Origin of the sequence: uncultured Ruegeria sp., assembly GCF_947500045.1 — a bacterium.
Lineage (GTDB): Bacteria > Pseudomonadota > Alphaproteobacteria > Rhodobacterales > Rhodobacteraceae > Ruegeria.
Genome location: NZ_CANMQQ010000018.1, coordinates 22,635 through 40,654, shown reverse-complemented (window position 1 = coordinate 40,654; position 18,020 = coordinate 22,635). Strand labels below are relative to the sequence as shown.

General features: G+C 53.5%; 13 protein-coding genes and 1 pseudogene. 3 read left to right on the top strand and 11 right to left on the bottom strand.

Annotated features, from left to right (window positions below):
• The first annotated feature begins 257 nt into the window (after positions 1-257).
• Together Q1B46_RS20975 and Q1B46_RS20970 are read left to right on the top strand one after the other, a co-directional pair.
• Positions 258-1,226, top strand: coding sequence for a DUF3137 domain-containing protein (locus Q1B46_RS20975; RefSeq protein ID WP_299664926.1), 969 nt, complete (start codon positions 258-260; stop codon positions 1,224-1,226).
• Positions 1,227-1,681: 455 nt separating this feature from the next.
• Entirely contained in the window at positions 1,682-2,380 is a 699-nt protein-coding gene (locus Q1B46_RS20970; RefSeq protein ID WP_299664923.1) for an alpha/beta fold hydrolase, read from the top strand.
• Between the two features lie 288 nt (positions 2,381-2,668).
• On the opposite strand, the pseudogene Q1B46_RS20965 reads toward Q1B46_RS20970, so the two are convergent.
• The 6 genes and pseudogenes from Q1B46_RS20965 to Q1B46_RS20935 form a co-directional block, all read right to left on the bottom strand.
• A pseudogene (locus Q1B46_RS20965) lies at positions 2,669-3,193 on the bottom strand (IS3 family transposase); the annotation flags it as partial.
• Between the two features lie 155 nt (positions 3,194-3,348).
• Positions 3,349-3,540: a hypothetical protein gene (locus Q1B46_RS20960; RefSeq protein ID WP_299951657.1), complete on the bottom strand. Its 192-nt coding sequence runs from the start codon at positions 3,538-3,540 to the stop codon at positions 3,349-3,351.
• A gap of 102 nt (positions 3,541-3,642) precedes the next feature.
• Complete coding sequence (gene dld / locus Q1B46_RS20955; protein ID WP_299951655.1) at positions 3,643-5,337, bottom strand: D-lactate dehydrogenase; 1,695 nt, start codon at positions 5,335-5,337, stop codon at positions 3,643-3,645.
• Positions 5,334-6,518, bottom strand: coding sequence for an alpha-hydroxy acid oxidase (locus Q1B46_RS20950; protein ID WP_299951654.1), 1,185 nt, complete (start codon positions 6,516-6,518; stop codon positions 5,334-5,336). The genes dld and Q1B46_RS20950 overlap by 4 nt, the downstream gene beginning before the upstream one ends.
• Positions 6,519-6,531: 13 nt before the next feature.
• Positions 6,532-8,595, bottom strand: a complete 2,064-nt coding sequence (locus Q1B46_RS20945; RefSeq protein WP_366871611.1) for a TRAP transporter large permease subunit — start codon at positions 8,593-8,595, stop codon at positions 6,532-6,534.
• A 118-nt stretch (positions 8,596-8,713) separates the two neighbouring features.
• Entirely contained in the window at positions 8,714-9,763 is a 1,050-nt protein-coding gene (locus Q1B46_RS20935; protein ID WP_299951652.1) for a TRAP transporter substrate-binding protein, read from the bottom strand.
• Positions 9,764-10,100: 337 nt separating this feature from the next.
• Here Q1B46_RS20935 and Q1B46_RS20930 point away from each other — a divergent pair, with 337 nt between their 5' ends.
• Positions 10,101-10,886, top strand: a complete 786-nt coding sequence (locus tag Q1B46_RS20930) for a FadR/GntR family transcriptional regulator (protein ID WP_299951650.1) — start codon at positions 10,101-10,103, stop codon at positions 10,884-10,886.
• A gap of 299 nt (positions 10,887-11,185) precedes the next feature.
• On the opposite strand, the gene Q1B46_RS20925 is transcribed toward Q1B46_RS20930, so the two are convergent.
• The 5 genes from Q1B46_RS20925 to Q1B46_RS20905 all read right to left on the bottom strand — a co-directional run bounded on the left by Q1B46_RS20925 (position 11,186) and on the right by Q1B46_RS20905 (position 17,880).
• Positions 11,186-13,609, bottom strand: coding sequence for an arylsulfatase (locus Q1B46_RS20925; protein WP_299951648.1), 2,424 nt, complete (start codon positions 13,607-13,609; stop codon positions 11,186-11,188).
• 234 nt (positions 13,610-13,843) lie between these two features.
• Positions 13,844-14,776: a DMT family transporter gene (locus tag Q1B46_RS20920; protein WP_299951646.1), complete on the bottom strand. Its 933-nt coding sequence runs from the start codon at positions 14,774-14,776 to the stop codon at positions 13,844-13,846.
• Positions 14,777-14,907: 131 nt separating this feature from the next.
• Complete coding sequence (locus Q1B46_RS20915) at positions 14,908-15,636, bottom strand: alpha/beta hydrolase (protein ID WP_299951643.1); 729 nt, start codon at positions 15,634-15,636, stop codon at positions 14,908-14,910.
• 150 nt (positions 15,637-15,786) lie between these two features.
• Positions 15,787-16,674, bottom strand: coding sequence for a sulfotransferase domain-containing protein (locus Q1B46_RS20910; RefSeq protein ID WP_299951641.1), 888 nt, complete (start codon positions 16,672-16,674; stop codon positions 15,787-15,789).
• Positions 16,675-16,989: 315 nt separating this feature from the next.
• The gene (locus Q1B46_RS20905; RefSeq protein ID WP_299951639.1) at positions 16,990-17,880 is read right to left on the bottom strand and encodes a serine hydrolase domain-containing protein; all 891 of its coding nucleotides are present in this window, start codon (positions 17,878-17,880) and stop codon (positions 16,990-16,992) included.
• Positions 17,881-18,020 lie beyond the last annotated feature (140 nt).

The following is an 18,020-nucleotide window of genomic DNA, read 5'->3' as shown; positions in this document are numbered from 1 at the left end:
CGCTCAAACGCCACAGTGGCAGTAGGATAATTCCGCCTTGGTGGGTGAAAGAAACTACCCATCACACGATTTGCTCAGCTAGGCTCGTAGTGTTTCCAAAACGACGAGATGTCGTCCGAAACAACTTTTGCAGCTGACCAACCCAACATTATCGCAGTCTGTACAACTGTTACAATAAGAGACACCAAACTGACACCCAGACCCCGTAAACCCGTTCACATAGAGATAATTTCCATTCGTATTGCGGGAGAAAAATGGTGTCTCAATTTGTTTTTTTGGAGCAGCATGAATATGAAGAAGGATTTTCTGAAGTCTACAAAACTAAGATCGCCCCCATCCTGCAGAACATGGAAATTGAGCGCAAAAACTGTGTGAAGCGCAGTCGAATTTGGATCGCCATTTTGGCAATGGGTTCTGCCTGTTTGGCTTGGCAAGCACTGAAGTTGCACCCGGTTCTGCCTTTGTTTCCCCTGCTCGCCGGTGCAGGGGCCGTTTTGTTTGTCTTCCTCAGCCGTCATGACAATGCTCATGGAGAATTCACCAACATTGTTAGGCCCATCCTGTGCAATTTTTTTGAAGATATCACTTATTCTAAGGCACCTAATCAGGATGCCTTTCCGTCCGATCAGCTCCGCAACCTCAATCTAATACCCGCTGCTGACAGAACCTATTTAGGACCTTCAATTGAGGGCACTTGGCGAAATGTATCCTACAGTATGACAGAGGCCTCATTCTACAGCGAAAGGCGTGACAATGAAGGTGACCGTGTTAGCAAGAGGCTTTTCTCTGGAGTGGTTATGAACGTTGAGTGTTTCGTTAGCATGCCCACGATCGTCTTTCTGCCGGATTTTGGGGAAACCTTGAATAAGGTTTACAGGTGGACGACACGGAACAATCGCCCTAAACAAAAACTTTATTTTCCAGCCGGTGCTGTAGAGGGTGCATTCGAGGTGTATACCGATGATCTCGATAGAGCACAGAATTTGTTACCACCGAACTTTGGATTGAAGCTGCTTGAGTTTTCAGGGGCGTATCAAAAGACAAAAAGAAGCATCTCGGCCGCCTTTAAAGGTAAAAAGCTCTTTATCGTAATCGGCCTAGACCGTGGTTTCATGGATTTCGATGTGTTTGATGCGCCATTAAGTGAAGCCGATGCCAAGATTCATGAGGCATTGGCTGATCTGATGATGCCCAGAAAGATCATCGACAATCTTTTGGAGCAATAGGAAAATGACAATTCAAGTGTTTCATGGACGGTGTAGCAATGCTGCAACCCAATAAGTGACATTCCATTACACTGAGGGCAATTTCACATACAGAGCATCGGCCATGCTGGATGCTGAACAACGCCTGATATACGTAGTCCGGTTGCGGAACCGTGTGGACGTCGGTTTCGATCTCGTAACGATGAGCTCAGATAAAGACCAGATGGGTTGAATATCGCTGCCCGAGAGTGGTTTGCCTGTCAGCTATGAGAGGGGTCACCTCGGGCCGCATATCCGAGTTACAGTCAGTGGGCAGGCGTGACCTGTGTTTTGGAGCACTGACCATACTCGGGGTTCGCACTGTGGTTCACTCCGCTCTCGATTTGTACAACGAAGCTGCTCTGAAATTGGGCTGACAATAGCGATACCTTCGATAGAGGGGAAATTTCAAAGCATGACGGATCAAAATTGGTGCAATGAGAAAAGTTAAAATCACGTCAAATGGAGCAACGCTGGTCGCGAGAGTTTACGGAGAAACGCAGCACTTTCTTCTCCTTCACGCCGGGGGCGAAAACAAGGACGTTTGGCTGCCAATCCAAGAGCGGTTGGCAAGGGCAGGCCTTGGTTCAGCAGCATTTGATCAGCGAGGGCATGGCGAGAGCTCTGGCTCTCGCAAAGAACGGATCGAATGTTTTGCCGCTGATTTGAAGCAAATGAATAACGCTTGTAGGGGTACGAGAGTTCTGGTCGGTGCTTCGCTAGGCGGCCTCGCTTCCGTAATTGCGCTGCAAGACCAGAAGGTGCAATCAAGTTTAAGCGGTTTGGTTATGGTTGATGTCGTTCCTGCGCCCGACCCAGATCGAGTTCGCGCTTTCCTGGGGACAACGGCTCCTCAATTGGCAGAGTCATTTCTCGTTGGCGATATCCTCGATAAAAGTGCGCTCCTATCTCAGGCCTCATCTCGAATAGAGATCCCGATCTTGTTAGTGCGCGCGGGGCAAGCCGGCCCGCTGACTGACGACGACGTGACCAACTTTAGAGAGCATTGCCCGCAACTTACTGTCGAACATGTTGATACCACCGGGCACCTGATAGCCCAAAATGCCCCTACCGCTCTGGCCGATATTCTGTTGCACTTCGAACAGTCCGCTGCTGTACAGAACCGAAGTGCGTGAGGACCTGCACCTTTGGTGCTCGGCTCAGGTTTGTCTGAAGGTGCGTTTAGCATCATTTTGGCCGCCCCGTGGCCGAATATTGCTCCATCGTTGACACCTTCGCTGCACGCTAGCTTAACTCACACCTCCACCGTTCAGTTTTTGGTATTTTCTGACGCAGCACCTCATACCAACCAATCTGGATTTTTGGTCAATATTCCAACAAGTCCGGGCAAAGACCCAAAGCAGCCTCAAGCATACAAGTGTTTCATCACTGAGCAGCCTCATCTGACTGGTCCAAGTTGATTGTTAGTGCATTGTCGGCCTGTGATCCATCGGGATGATGGTTTCGGGCGCCGGCGGGCGATAGCCCAGTGCACTGTGGGGACGTTTTGTGTTGTAGTGTCTCCTCCATTGTTCGATCAAGATTTGTGCTTCGCGCAGGCTGTAGAAGATTTCGCCGTTGAGCAGCTCGTCTCTGAACCTGCCGTTGAAGCTTTCACAGTATCCGTTCTCCCACGGGCTGCCAGGTTCGATGTAGGCCGTCTTGGCGCCAACGGCGGCGATCCAGTCTCGGACAGCCTGGGCGACAAATTCCGGCCCATTGTCAGAACGTATGAAACTGGGCACACCGCGAAGTATGAACAGGTCTGTCAGGGCGTCGATTACATCGGTCGAGTTCAGCTTCCGCTCGACCCTGATTGCCAAGCATTCCCGACTGTGCTCATCAAGGATGTTCAGCGTCCTGAAGGCTTTGCCGTCGTCGGTTCGACAATGAACGAAGTCATACGACCAAACATGGTTGCGATACTCTGGCCGTATAGCGACAGACGTCGCTGCGATGCAACTTCTACAAAGCGGACGTTGATCAATTGCGCAGCATTTCCAACATTAGCGTACACTCATCGGACAAAACGAACTCTTGCAACCGCAGCTTCAATTATTGCCACGCGACCTCACTTGCTCCGGGATCGGCGCATTTACACCTGTCAATCGCCGCCACTTCGGCGCTTCGCAACGTCTGACAGACCCCGGGCCAGCAGGTCGAATACGATCCGGATACGGCGGCTGGTCTGTAACTCCCGATGGGTGACCAGCCAGATTGGAAACTCAAGCGAAGGGAAATCCGGCAAGACCTTCTCTATGCCAGGTTCAGCCTCGCCCAACGTTTCGGGCTGCATAGAGACGCCGTAGCCCGCTTTCACCAACCCACAATGACGCATCGAGGCCAGCGGGGGACTACACCTTCAAAACCAGATTGAGGGAGATCCAATCACAGTCGGCTAAATGGTCGTGGCCCCAACATAGTTTCGGGCTTTTGACATCTTTCCAATTCCTGGGTTAAAGGAGTTGGTCGGATCGCAGCATTTGTAATGTTCCGCCAGATCGGGTTTCGCCGCATATAGGTGGCCCACATTATGCTCAGCGGGGTATTCTGCACCCCGCTCATCAAACAGTTTGAGCATCGCTGCCTTCAGTGCCTTTGGGTCTGCACCTTTTCGGACCACATAATCCTGATGAATCACATGGCACATGAAATGCCCATAGTAGAGCTTATGGACGAGCTGATCGCCTATCTCGGGCGGTAGGTTTTCCAGCCAATCTTGATCATTTCGACGCAGGGCGACGTCCAATGCGATGATGTCCTCAACCTCATCTGCGTGGATCGCCATGTAGCGCACGGCAGCCCCCGCAGCGGCGAACCGATGAAGGCCGGCGATCTTGGCCTCTCGCGCCGTGCATTCAAAGAAATTGGCATCACGATCTTTCAGAAAGCCGGGCAACCATTTGGCGGCTTCATCAATTCCGCCATCCTTCATCTTGAGGATCAGGTGATGCTCGAACCGATCACGGTACTGTAACATCCGTTTCGGCAATATACCTGGCCACAGCGCGACGGCCATTTGCATGAAGCGGTCAGTAATACTGCTCAGGAACGGAGCGCGGCGCAACCATGCATCCACTGCCCCTTTCATGGCAAAGAACATCGGCAGGCGGTCCGTGCCCAGCTTATCAATCATCACGACCGTGTCCTTTCCATAGCGCGCGGTAATATCGAACACGTCGCGGTGCATGTATTCCGCAGATACCGGCAAGTCCTTAAACTCGGACAGAATGTAGTGGCGTAGGGCGGCCAGATCACCCGGATCGTTGGTGCCGATATAAAACACCTTCTCAGCGTCGTTCTTGGTAAAGGTATCAAGACGCACGGCAAACACCGCCAGCTTTCCCGCGGACCCGGCGGATTCATATAGCTTTGCTTTGTCCGCATTGAACCGCGCCGGCGTTTCAGCGTCCACATCGCGCACGATTTGCGCATAGTCGCTGGCCGAGGCGCGTTTGTTGGTGTGTTCCGGTGTCCGGTCGAATGTGCCGGAGTCTAGATTGGCCAGAATTTCCTCGGGCGTCTCGCCCAGGTCGATGCCCAGATGATTGACCAATTCCAAATCGCCCTGTTCGGTAATCCGGGCATAGACCGATAGCTCGGTGTAAACCGGTCCACGCTCAACCAGTGAGCCGCCCGAGTTGTTGCACACACCACCAACAATGGACGCCCCGATGCACGACGAGCCTATAACCGAATGCGGCTCGCGCCCCAACGGTGCCAGCAGTTTTTCCAAAGCAAACAGTGTAGCTCCTGGAAAGCTGACAATCTGCGCGCCGTCATTCAACGGAACCAAAGAATCCATTCGGCGGGTATTAATCAGCACCACATCGCGGTCATAACGGCCTGACGGAGTCGAGCCCTCGGTCAGGCTGGTGTTGGCCGCTTGCATGATGACGATCTTGTCTGCCGCAACGCAAGCCTGTAGTACTTTCCATTGTTCCAGCAGCGTACCGGGCTGAACAACGCACAAAGCCTCGCCCTGGCCCGAGCGAAAGCCCCGGCAAAAACGCTCTGTTGCGCGTTTGCCGGTCAGAACGTACCGAGCACCGACGATGGAACGGAAGGTTCGGATCAGATCCTCATTCGTCATGCCGCATCCCTTTGTTGTCTGATATTGGGTGCGGTGTCTCGAAACCGGATATTGCTGCGGCTCAGCTGATCGATACGGGTCACACCCATCAGCTTCATATCGCGTTCGATCTCAGCACGCATCAATCCCAGCGCACGTTCAACCCCTGCCTGCCCTGCAGCGGCAAGCGGATACAGATAGTGGCGCCCTACCCCAACGGCCTTGGCCCCGAGCGATAGCGCCTTCAACACATGGGTTCCGCGCTGGATACCGCTGTCCATCATTACATCCAGCTTGTCACCGACCGCATCGACAATCTCAGCCAGTTGGTCGAAAGGCGTGCGCGAGCCGTCCAACTGACGACCACCATGGTTTGACAGGATAATCCCGGTACATCCGATCTCGGCCGCGCGGCAGGCGTCTTCGACGGTCATGATCCCCTTCAGGCAGAATTGACCGTCCCAATCGCGCACCATCTGGGCCACGTCATCCCAGGTCATCGACGGGTCAAGCATATCGGTGAAATAACCGCCGATAGAACTGGCACCTCCTCCCATGTCAACATGTTCTTCCAACTGCGGCAGACGGAATCTCTCATGTGTAACGTAGTTGATCCCCCACTTCGGCTTGATCGCGAACTGGATCATACCCCCCAGCGTCAGACGGAAGGGGATCGAAAACCCGGTCCGCAGGTCGCGTTCGCGGTTGCCTCCGGTGATTGAGTCCACCGTCAGCATCATCACTTCGACCCCCGCCTCTTTGGCGCGTTGCATCATGGCGGAGTTCAAGCCGCGATCTTTGTGGAAATAGAATTGATATACCTGCGGGTTCTCGTGCTTTTGCCGCAGCTCTTCCAACGACACGGTACCCAACGAGGACACGCCGAACATGGTGCCGTATTTTTCGGCCGCAGCGGCAACAGCTCGCTCTCCCTGATGGTGGAACAAGCGCTGCAAGGCGGTGGGCGAGCAATAGACGGGCATGTCCAGCATTTGCCCCATCACCGTGACAGACATATCCACTTCTGACACACCGCGAAGAACCGAAGGCAGCAGATCGCAGCGATCAAACGCGTTGGTATTTTCGCGGTATGTCACTTCGTCATCAGCGCCACCATCGATGTAGTTAAAAATGGGACCCGGTAGCCGTTTCCTGGCCAGCAGCCGGAAGTCGTGGAAGTTATGACATTGGCTCAGACGCATCGAGAAAGCTCCTTTAATAGGCGACCGAGGGCAACCAAGTGGCAAGAGTTGGCCACAGGAAGACCAGCGCCAGACCGGTCAGCTGCAGCAGAACGAAGGGGATAATGCCTTTATAGATGTGCATTAGCTTGATTTCGGGCGGGCAGACGCCTTTCAGATAGAACAGCGCAAATCCAACGGGCGGTGTCAGGAAGCTGGTTTGCAGCGTCACTGCGACCAGGATCACGAACCACACCAGCGCAGGTTCATCCAGAACGCCAAAGCCAGGGATATCGATACCCAGCCCATTCACGATCGGACGCATCAGCGGCAGAACGATCAGCGTGATCTCGATCCAATCCAGCACAAAGCCCAGAAGGAAGACGATGAACAGGATGAACAGGATAGTGCCATTCGCGCCGAACCCGGTGGATTGAACAACATGCTCGATCAACTCATCGCCACCAAGTTCACGCAGGACGTAAGAAAAGACAGTCGCGCCAAGGAAGATCGCAAAGATATAGGCGGTGGTGTTGAAGGTCGACACCAGCACGTTCCACAGCTTGTGGAAGGTCAGTTTGCGATATCCCAATGCGAGCAGCGTCGCGCCCAAAGCACCGATGCCAGAGGCCTCGGTCGGTGTGGTCAAGCCTGCGAAGATCGAGCCCAGTACGGCAAGGATCAGGATAAGCGTCGGAATGACGGCGATCAGCACATCTTTAACGGCGTCCCAGTCGGGGGCTTTAGCACCTTCGGGCACAGGGGCCGCGTCGCGATTTACCAGTGCAAGGATGAAAATGTAGGTCAGATACAACCCGCCGATGATTACACCGGGGAAGACGGCTGCCATGAAAAGGTCTCCGACCGACAATGCCATCTGATCGGCCATGATCACCAGCATGATCGACGGCGGGATCAAGATGCCGAGCGTGCCAGAGGCCGAAACCACGCCAGCGGCCAGTGTCGGCTGGTACTTCTGCTGCATCATCGACGGCAGCGACAGAACCCCCAACAACACCACGGACGCACCAATGATACCGGTTGAGGCCGCCAGAATAATCCCAATCAGCGTCACTGTAATTGCCAGACCGCCGCGTACAGTGCCGAACAGACGCTGCATCGAAGTCATCAGACGCTCGGCCACGCCGCTTTCATCCAGCATCAGACCCATGAAGATGAACATCGGCAAAGCCACCAAAACCGCGTTGGACATGGTCGCATAGACACGGTTCACCACCGCTCCCAGAGTCAAATAGTCCAGCCCGGTAAAGGTGCTCTCCAACCCGGTCCACAACATCAGGTCGTTGTCGAACAGATAGGCCAACCCACAGTATCCCACGCCGACACCTGCCAGAACCCAGGCCACCGGGTAGCCGGTGAACAGCAATGCGATGAAAGTCAGGAACATTGCGATAACCAGCTTTTCCTCGGTTGTTTCGACGAGGAAAGCCAGTCCGACACAAACTGCGGCGAACACAGCCAGCACCAACAGAATACGTCGCAATGGCGCGCCTTCACGCTCGGACGCCGGCCCGTAAAACAACGCATGCCCGTCATGGATCAATCGGGCCAAGGCGGCCAGCGCGAGCAAGACAAAGCTGATCGGAATAACCGCTTTGAGCGCCCAACGAGCGGGCAGACCAGTGGGACTGTCCGAACGCTCGTTAACGCGCAAGCTTTCATAGAAATAGTCATACCCCTGATCGATCATCAGATAGATGAACGGGGTCAGCAGGGTCAGGATGCCGATCACTTCAACGACCCTCTGAGCCCGGCGAGACAACTGCATATGCAGCACATCCACCCGCACGTGGCTGTCGGTGATCAGCGCATAAGAGATGCCGATCATCGTGACAATGCCATAGAAATGCCATTGGATCTCATCCAGTTTGGGATAGTTCTGGCTCAGCAAGTACCGCAGTGCGACCTGGGTAAAGATCGCTCCCATCAGCAGGACATTTGCCCACATAACCACATGACCAACAGCCTTAACGCTTGCGTCGATGGCAACGGCAATTCCCTGACGGTCGGTTTCAGGGTGTTCCAGGATGCCTTCATAGGCTTCGACCGGATCGGTAAGTTTATTTTGCGTGGTCATGGTCATTCCTCGCTCAGCAGCCCGGCACACAGGCAGTGAAAAGTTAGAAATTCCGAAGATCAGGAAATAAGAACCGGAGCGGCGGATGACGCCGCCCCGGTTACGTCAGCAAGGGAGTTTACTGACGCGGGAGGAACGCGTTCGTCTTCCAGAGATCATAGCCGTCACGGAATTCGTTCATGTCGTCCAGAACTTGTGCGAAGAAGGCGTCATTGGCAGCCTCTTCAGCGGCAACCTCTTCCCAGGTCGCACGGAAGGTGTCGAGCATCTCGGGCGACCACTGCTTTATGGTGACACCGTTGTTTTCAATATTGTCGAGCAGTGCGGCGTGCTGGATCGCCTCGCCTTCTGCAAAGCTGTCTGTCATCGACGCCTTACAGGCACTTTCGATGATCGCTTTGTGCTGGTCGCTGGATTCGTTCCAGACGTCCTTGTTGATCAACAGTTCGAACACGGTCGCCTGCTGGTGCCAGCCGGGGAAGTAGTTGAATTTCACCAGCTTGTGGAAACCCAGACGCGCGTCGATGGCTGGCATCGAGAATTCCGTTGCGTCGATGGCACCTTTTTCCAGCGCCGGGAAGATCTCACCACCCGGTAGCAGCGAGGTTGCTACGCCCAGCTTCTGCATGACTTTGCCGCCAAGGCCAAAGAAGCGCATCTTCAGGCCATTCAGGTCTTCTGGCGAGTTGATCTCGGTCGCGAACCAGCCAGAGGTTTCAGGCGCAATAACAGCGCAGGGCAGAACGTGTACGTTGTAGCCTGCTTGATCATACATTTCCTGATAGAGGGTCAGGCCGTTGCCGTAATAAAGCCACGCCATGTATTCGCCAGCCTCTGGACCGAACGGAACGGCCGAGAACAGAGGTGCGGCCGGGATTTTGCCGGCCCAGTATCCGGCGGTGGTGTAGCCAGAATTGATCTTGCCGGTGGACACAGCGTCCAGAATTTCAAACGGCGGGACCAGCTTGCCCGGCTCGTACACTTTCATCTTCAAGGTGCCGCCCGACATCAGCTCAAGCTGCTCAGCAACGCGCGGGATCGGTGAACCAAGGCCCGGAAGCTCGGTCGAAAAGGCAATCGGGGTTTTCAGCAGCAGCTTGTCAGCGGCAACCGCAGGTGCGGCCAGCAGGCTGGCGGCCACTGCAAGGCTCGTCAGGGTCTTCTTCATGAAATCTCCTCCAGGGTTGGTCGGGGCACTTTTACCCCAATCAGTGGCGCGGGTTCTTCCAGCGCCGCTCCGGTGGTAAATTAACTTTACCAATAATAACCAGTCAACAAGTTTATTTACCACTGGATATTCATGATGTGCTAAATCAAGTAGAATTCAGTAAAGTTCAGGATATGACCCGAAGACGACCCAAAAAGAAGAATCGACTAAAATCTATTTATATCATGCTGCTAAGTTCGAAGTTCTTGATGAGCGTTGTAGCTTGAGTTTTGACCAGCTATGGATATATTTATTTACCAGTACTCTTTAGTTTTGGCATTGAGCGGAGATCAGAATCATGAGCCCCACAGCGATATTTGAACCTGTCGGCCACGAATCGCTGGCTCAAGCTGTCGTGGCTCAGATCGAGGACCTGATCGCCTCGGGCGTCCTGAAACAGGGCCGCAAACTGCCCTCGGAGCGAGACCTCGCCGAGATGTTGCGCGTGTCGCGCCCGAAACTGCGCGAAGCCCTGTCTGTTCTGGAAGAACGCGACCTGGTCACGACGCAACATGGTGAAGGGACCTTTGTCGCTGCACTAACCGGACAGGCCATGATGCCTGCACTGCTCGCGCTTTATGAGCGACATGAGCCCGCCTTTTTCGATTATTTGGAATACCGGCGTGAACAGGAAGGTTTTGCCGCCCGCCTTGCCGCGCGACGCGCTACAAAGGCCGACCAAGAGAGGATTGCGGAGATTTTGGTCGAGAATGAGCGCGCTTGGCGTGAAAACGATACCAAAGCTTCTCAAGAAGCGGATTTTGCGCTGCACTCTGCAATCGTCGACGCCAGCCAGAACGCAACCCTGATCCATATCATGGCTTCGATCTACGAGCTCACACGTAAGGGTGTGTTCTACAACCGCGACTTTCTGAAAACAATTGACGGCACTGGAAAGCAGCTGCTGGACCAGCATATGGAGCTTGGCCAGGCAGTAGTTGACGGCGATGAGCAACGCGCCGAAAAAGCCGCGACTAATCACATCGACTTCGTCGAAGAGTCCTTTAGGCTGGGGATCGAACGCAACCGCAGAGAAGCGATAGCTGAAAAGCGTCGTCTGCTGTCGGATTACAAAATGTCGTAACTCTCTCTGGCTACCAGGATGCATCACACACTAATGAGCCCAGATCGAAGAAAACACGTATTCTGATGCCTTTTCCGGATTTGTTGCGAAGTATAGGTAGGTCTAAGGGAAAATTTGTACCAGCGAGCTAAACGCCAGCTTCGCAAATTCCCGAAAAGGACTGACCGGCCCAAAGCAGACATAAGAATTGGCCCTGCAATGTTTAACTGGGAGGGTATTTTATAGTCGAAATGCTCAATTGCGGCTTCAGATGATAGGAGTGCGCTGATTACGCACTCCTTGCAATTGCTGGTCGTAGTTCACTGCCGCTTCAACATCCGCTTCGCAGCGGCTTCCATGCTTTCATAACTGTCGCCAGACACAGACACGGCCACTTTCTGGATCGTGCCACCTGTAAACTCCCCCGGGGTGTTGTAAAGCTGGCTGACGGCGTCGCCGCTGTCATATCCGATGCACAAACCATCCCCAGACAGCGTGAACTTGCCAGATTGCGTGCGCATATCGCCTGAGGCCACCTCCTGATCATCGATGTAAAGCTTCATCGAGCCCAGAACCTCGCCATTGTCACCTGTGCCAGTGGCATCGAATTCCATTCCCAACGTATACACGCCCGGTTCCAACTCAACGTTTGATTCAAATGTCTGCTCCGGTTGGATGCCCAGGAAGTTGTAGACGTAGTAAAGCTTCTTGTCCTTGACCAACAGAGAATGGCCACCAAACCGCGAGCCATGGGCGAAGATGACGCCATTGGCGTCTTCATCCTCAATCTCAACATTGGCAAGGATCTTATAATCCCGTCCACGTACATTGACGGCTACACCTTCCGGCACACAGGTCGTGTTCGGATAGTAGACGTAGGTGTCGCGCGGAGGTTCGGCAGTCGGACGCTCGATTCCGAGGATTTCAACTGCGCTTCGGTCATCAAGGGGCAGTACATTGTTCTTTGCGGCCTCATCAAACCAGACCTGGATCAGCTCTTGCAGCTTTTCCGGCTCCTGTTCGGCGAGGTTGTTTGCTTCAGAACGGTCCACATCGACGTGGTAAAGCTCCCAAGCATCCTTGTCGAAATCGCTTGTCCCGGTCAGTGGCGCATGAACAGCGACGGCTTTCCAGCCATCTTTCCAGATGCCGCGCGTACCAAGCATCGTGTAGTATTGCACTTCTTTTTGGGTGGGATCGTCCGGTTCCGCGTCAAAGGTGTATGCCATCGACACGCCGGATAGTGGGTATTGTTCGACGCCATTGTTTGTCGTGGGCATCTCCAGTCCGGTGATCTCAAGAATGGTTGGAACGATATCAACCGAATGGTGATACTGGTGCCGGATTTCACCTCCCTCGCTGATGCCGTTTGGCCATGACATGACAAGCGGATCATTGGTTCCACCTGCATAGTTTGAATAGCGCTTGAACATCTTGAACGGAGCCGAGAAGGCAGCGGCCCATCCTGTTGGATAATGGTTGTAGGTTTCAGGGCCACCCAGCGTGTCGAGATATTTCATATTCTCCGCGAGCTCATCCGGGAAGCCGTTGAAAAACTTGTTCTCGTTCACGGACCCATTCGGTGACCCTTCGCCAGAGGCTCCGTTGTCAGCGGCGTAGATGATCAGAGTGTTCTCATACTGCCCAGTTTCTTTCAGGTAATCGACAATTCGTCCAACCTGACTGTCAGTATATTCCGAGAAACCCGCGTAAACTTCGGCCATACGCGCGAACAGTTTCTTTTCGTCGTCATTGAGACTGTCCCAGGGGCGAATAGTATCATCCGGGTTGGCGATCCCTTCAGGCAGGAAGTTCAATTCCGTATTGACCGTGCCCTCAGGTACAATTCCCCGTTCGATCATGGCCTTGGTGATTTCTTCCCGGTAGACGTCATAACCCTCGTCAAAGACGCCTTTGTACTTGTCTGACCATTCCGTCGATGCGTGGTGAGGGGCGTGATTGGCCCCGGGGTTGAACCACATGTACCAGGGTTTTGACGGGTTGGTTGCTTTCTGGTCGCGCAGCATCGAGATGGCTTTGTCTGCCAAATCCTTGGACAGGTGATAGCCATCTTCCGGACCATAGGGTTGCTCTATGAATTGGTTGTCTTCGACCAGGTCAGGATACCATTGGTTGGTTTCGCCACCCAGGAAACCATAGAACCGGTCGAATCCCTGGTTCAAAGGCCATTCGGTGCGGCTTGCGCCCGAAGCGACGTCTTGCTCAGGGACGTTGTGGTTCTTTCCAATCCAGAATGTACTATAGCCATTGGCCTGCAAAACATCAGCTACCGTGGTCACTTGTGGAGGTAACCGCCCGCTGGCCCCTGGAAAGCCGTCCGCAGTTTCCGTAATCGCAGCCATCCCGTTGAGATGATGATTGCGGCCTGTCAACAGGGTCGAACGTGTTGGCGAACACAGGGCCGTGGTATGCCATTGAGTGAACGTCAGCCCTTGCTCTGCAAGGTCATCCATTGTTGGCATATTGATTTTGCCGCCATAGGGCGACCACGCACCCAATCCGGTGTCGTCATAAAGGACAAACAGGATATTTGGTGAACCTTCTGGTGCCGCCTTTGGCGTGAACGGCGTCCAGTCTGACTGGGAGTCTCTGACATCCAACTCGATCTTCCCGTTGAAACCTGGATAGCCAAGAGGCTCTTTCATAACAGGGGCATCCTGAGCCAGCACCGCGATCGGGCTGAGGGCTATAATCATCCCCAGTGTGGCTGTGCGTCTCACCATCGATCAAACCTCCAAAAAATTGCAAAGCAGAATAGCAAATGTATTTCGATCTTTGCATTCATCTTATCGACGCAAAGTTCTTAATCAACGGTTAGGTTTCTATCTGATCCAAGAGCCCTACCGTTGCTGAATGTCCGCTACTCAATAATAGACCCGACGCTTGGCCGTGTCAGTTGGTGACGATGGGTATCGTCACCCCGTAATGTGACGGTCAACGTTATTCTAGATTGCACCTCATTCTACTTGTTGAGGCTTGTGCCTGACAAAGCGGGAAAAAAGCCGGCCGTCGGTTACAGCAAAGCCAAGGGCAATGATGGCAAATCCAACCCACGCGTTCGGCTCCATCTTTTCACCCAGGAATGAAACGCCAAGGCCGATAGCGAACGGTGGGATCAGCAGTGTAACCAAAAGCAGGTTGGCGGCACCGGCGCGCGCAAGGATTGCGAAATAGAGAACATAGGCCAGTGCTGTTGATAGTGCGGCCATTCCAAGAAGCGCAGCCCATATGCCAGTCGACAGAGCCAAGTTTGGGGGGCCATCCATCACGAGAACAATAGGGATCATAAGCACTGTGCTACCGATCAGCATGCCAAGTGCATTCACAAGTGGTGGTTGGCCTGAAAGAGCAGTTCTGCCCCAGACACCGGCAAATGCATAGGAGAGCGTTGCCCCAAGGATAGCTAGCTGAGCCAGATTGCTCGGATTGAACTCGGTCAATGCACTTGGCCCCATAATGAAGGCCACCCCCAAAATACCCAATGCAGCACCTGCAATCTTCTTCGGAGTTAACGGCTCGTCCTTAAGAAGCAAACCCGCCACGACCGCTGCGAACATTGCTGTCGTTGCGTTGAGGATTGAAGCCAGCCCGCTGTCGATTTGCGTTTGCCCCCAGAAGATCAATGAGAATGGGATTGCGTTGTTGAGCGCTCCCATAACGAGATAAGCGCCCCATACCTGAGGGGCACGTGGAACACTCAATCCTTTGAATAGGACGATGAGTGCCAGTATTGGGACTGCCCAGATCACCCTATGCAGCGTTATTGTCAGCGGGGGCACTTCAGTCAGTGCAACCTCGCCAAAGAAGAACGACCCGCCCCAGACCGCAGCGAGCAGAAGCAGCATGACGCTGGCTGTAAAATCCATTGCTGGCATGGGTTGGTTTGTCATGTCTTCTGGTTTCGTCACTAACTATTACCTAACGGATTAGCCTGAGCGATCCTGACACCGCGACCCGTTTCTTGCGGAAAACCAATACAAAGCCAACTTTCATCTATCCAATTGTGAACTGCTGCATTCGCCTATCGGCGGAGTGCCTCAGCAATCATTTCTGCAAGCCTTTCGGGCTGATCAACGCTCGCCCAGTGTGTGGCATTTTCGAGAACGATCCGATCCATCATGTTTTCTTCTAACCAACGGACGGTGCTATCCGGACAGTTATCGGGGTTGTAGAGATAAATCACATTTGCCGCGTTCTGCAAAAGCTCGCCGGGCACGCAGCTTGCTGAAAAATGCCGTGCGTCGGTGCCGAGTTGCCACAGCGCCAGAGTATCGGCCTTCGAAACTTCATTACGATACCGTCGGATGATTTGTGCCGTTTTCGCCATTTCATCAAGCCGCTCAAGAAACGCCGCACGAAACGCAACCGGATCACCGTAGTCGGCGGCAGTTCCCGAAAAATAGGCATCCTCGGCAGTGATGTTACCTTCTAAAGAAATAATGGTTGTCAAAGGACAGCCCGCCCTTTTCGCAGCCAGTGAAGCTATGATTGAAGCAACCGAATGAGCGACAATGATCTCGGCTCTGTGCTTGTTCGCTTCGTCGGCGACGGTTTGCGCAAGTGCTCCGAGAGTTGTTTCTTTTGCCAGTGGCGGAGCGCCAAATCCCGGAAGATTGATGGGTAGCACACGATAGCTGTTGGCGAGGTGGGTGTCAGCCAAACCGTCATACATGCTCGCATTGTCACCAAAGCCTGCAACACAGAGAATGGCGGGTCTTTCATCGTTCACTTGACTGGGGTGTTTGGTCATTTCGGCTTCCAGAGCATCGTATGCAGACATTAACACGGCGCTGCAGTATTCGACAATTTGGGCTCCAAGCCGACCTCGGAGCGAGCGCATCATACCCCTGCCCCGTAGTTCTGCGCTCCCGAGGTCAGCCCTAAGGCGGATCGATGTACTTTAGCAAAGTGTGGTTCCCTTTGAGCCAAACTCCAACCACACGCGATCCTCATGCTTAAGATGTGCATCCATCATAGCGTCATATGCTGCCAACTCATTGTCCGTCAGTTTCCCATGCCATTTGCCACTGGTACCGCTGTGGAAAAACTCGGAGTCTGACTTCATAAACCCCTTGCCTCCTGATGGAGCAAAGCGCTCTGCATTAGCTTTCATGTTATCAAAAGTTGCCTCCTGAACCAGTTGATCCAAGACGTCGGTAGAATGGGATATTCCCAATAAGTCGGCCAGCTTTGCAAAGGTGCCCGCCAAATCGCGGGTCATGTCCGCATAGTGGAACAGAGATACATTCGGTCGGTCGGCAACGGCTGTGGCCGATTTGTAGTGCCGCAGGATATGCGCAAGTGGCAATGCATCCCCATCGAACCCCTCAGCTCCTCCGTCTAAAAAACGGCGAAAAGTGACACCATCGGGATCGTCCTCGGGATACCACATATCGAACCAAGGCAATGGAATGTTGCGCAAATGTTTGCGATACGAAAAATGCGCATCAAGGGGGTGCCGAAACACGCAGATGTATTGAGCATGGTCATCCATCGGCAACCCATCCATCGGTGTGTGGCTTTTCATGCTGCGCCGGTGCTGCATGGCTTCGAGCCGCTCGGCAACCTCGGGCATCTCGCGGATGCGGATGTCCACCCACGGCATCTTGACCGATAGTTCCGTCTTGACCTCAGGATCACCAGAAAACAACAGAGCTATAATGGTTTGCATCCAGGTGGTTCCGCACTTCGGTGGCGTCACGACGAACACGTCGTTCGGGCGGATCTTTACCATGTCCCAACGTCTGTTGTCTGTCAGTGGACCGAGGTAGAGCTTTCGATGCGTCATGTCCGGCTTCTCCTGCTGGTGAACCTGATCAAAAAACGTGGTTTGAAGGAAGAAGGCAACGGAATAGATACTGCTCGGCACCGGCTGAATAGACGTCAATCTTTGTTCGAAGTATATTTGAAATGGCTCTGCGTTTGGCTCAATCCCGAGGTCAGAAACAAGACCGAACCCACTCAATATTGGCTACGACTGGGAGCGGCCCAGAACTGCCATTGGGCAACCGGTCGAGATGCTGCGGCGCGGCCCATCAAACCGGACTTTCGCCGCGAGCGCAAAATCTGGAATTGGTCGACTAACAGTCTGCGGACGAAGCAGTCATCGAACTTCGGCTAGCCTCTCCGCTGCAAACTCGGCAACACCCTCAGCGGTCCCATCTGTAAACGAGGCCACAGTGATTGGATCATTAACGTCAGAAAAATGATAGACTGCGTTTACGCTAAACGGTCCACCACCGGAATGCCCTACCGCCTTACCCACACTATTCAAAGCACCAGACATCAGGCCAAGAGCATATCCACATTCTGTCCATGGACGGTTGGGAATAGCACCGCCAAGGATTTTTGCATCTAACATTTGGCGCATGGTCGCGGGCTGCAACAGATGACCAGACATAAGCGCGTGCAGTAGCCGCGCGGCATCTGGCGCGTTTCCGACCAAACACCCATGGTAGACCCATTTTGGGTCGTAGTCAGTCGCGGCCTCCCAATGTACCCTCCGAAATTGTTCGCATGTTTCTGCAAGCTCAATACTGTTCAGGCCCAACGGCTTGCACACCATATCGGCAATAACCTCACGAAGCGGCGTCTCCAGCGTCGCTTCGATTAGCTCGACTACAAACATGTAGCCTATGTTGGAATAAGACCAACCTTGTACCGGCTCAAACAACATTCCTTTTGCAAGCGCCACATCAAGTAGTTTGTTGCGTGTCCAAGGTGTTTCCTTGGCCGCAACGGCTGAGTGATATTCAGAAAACTGCCCGTAATCTGGGAGACCAGAGGTGTGCTTTAGAAGTTGGCGAAGGGTGTAACGTTCGCCCTTCAGCGTGGCGTCCAGGTCGAGTTTCCCGCGTTCAACCAGTTTCAAAGCACAGATTGAAATTACAGTTTTGGTGAAGCTCCAATAGGGAAAGCAAGCCTCAACCGAACCAGAGAATCCTTCTCGGCCAGACGCTGTTATCCAATAAGAGTGAACTGTTTGAACGGTCATTTTGCATATGTCTGGCATTGCTTTGCCGGTGTCAATTTGGGCTCGGTGTTGCCGTTCTCCGCAGCAAGCATCAATTGCTGGTCGCAGCCCGAAGCAGACCTTCAAAAACCGACTTTGCAATTCTCGTGTTGCGAAACAGA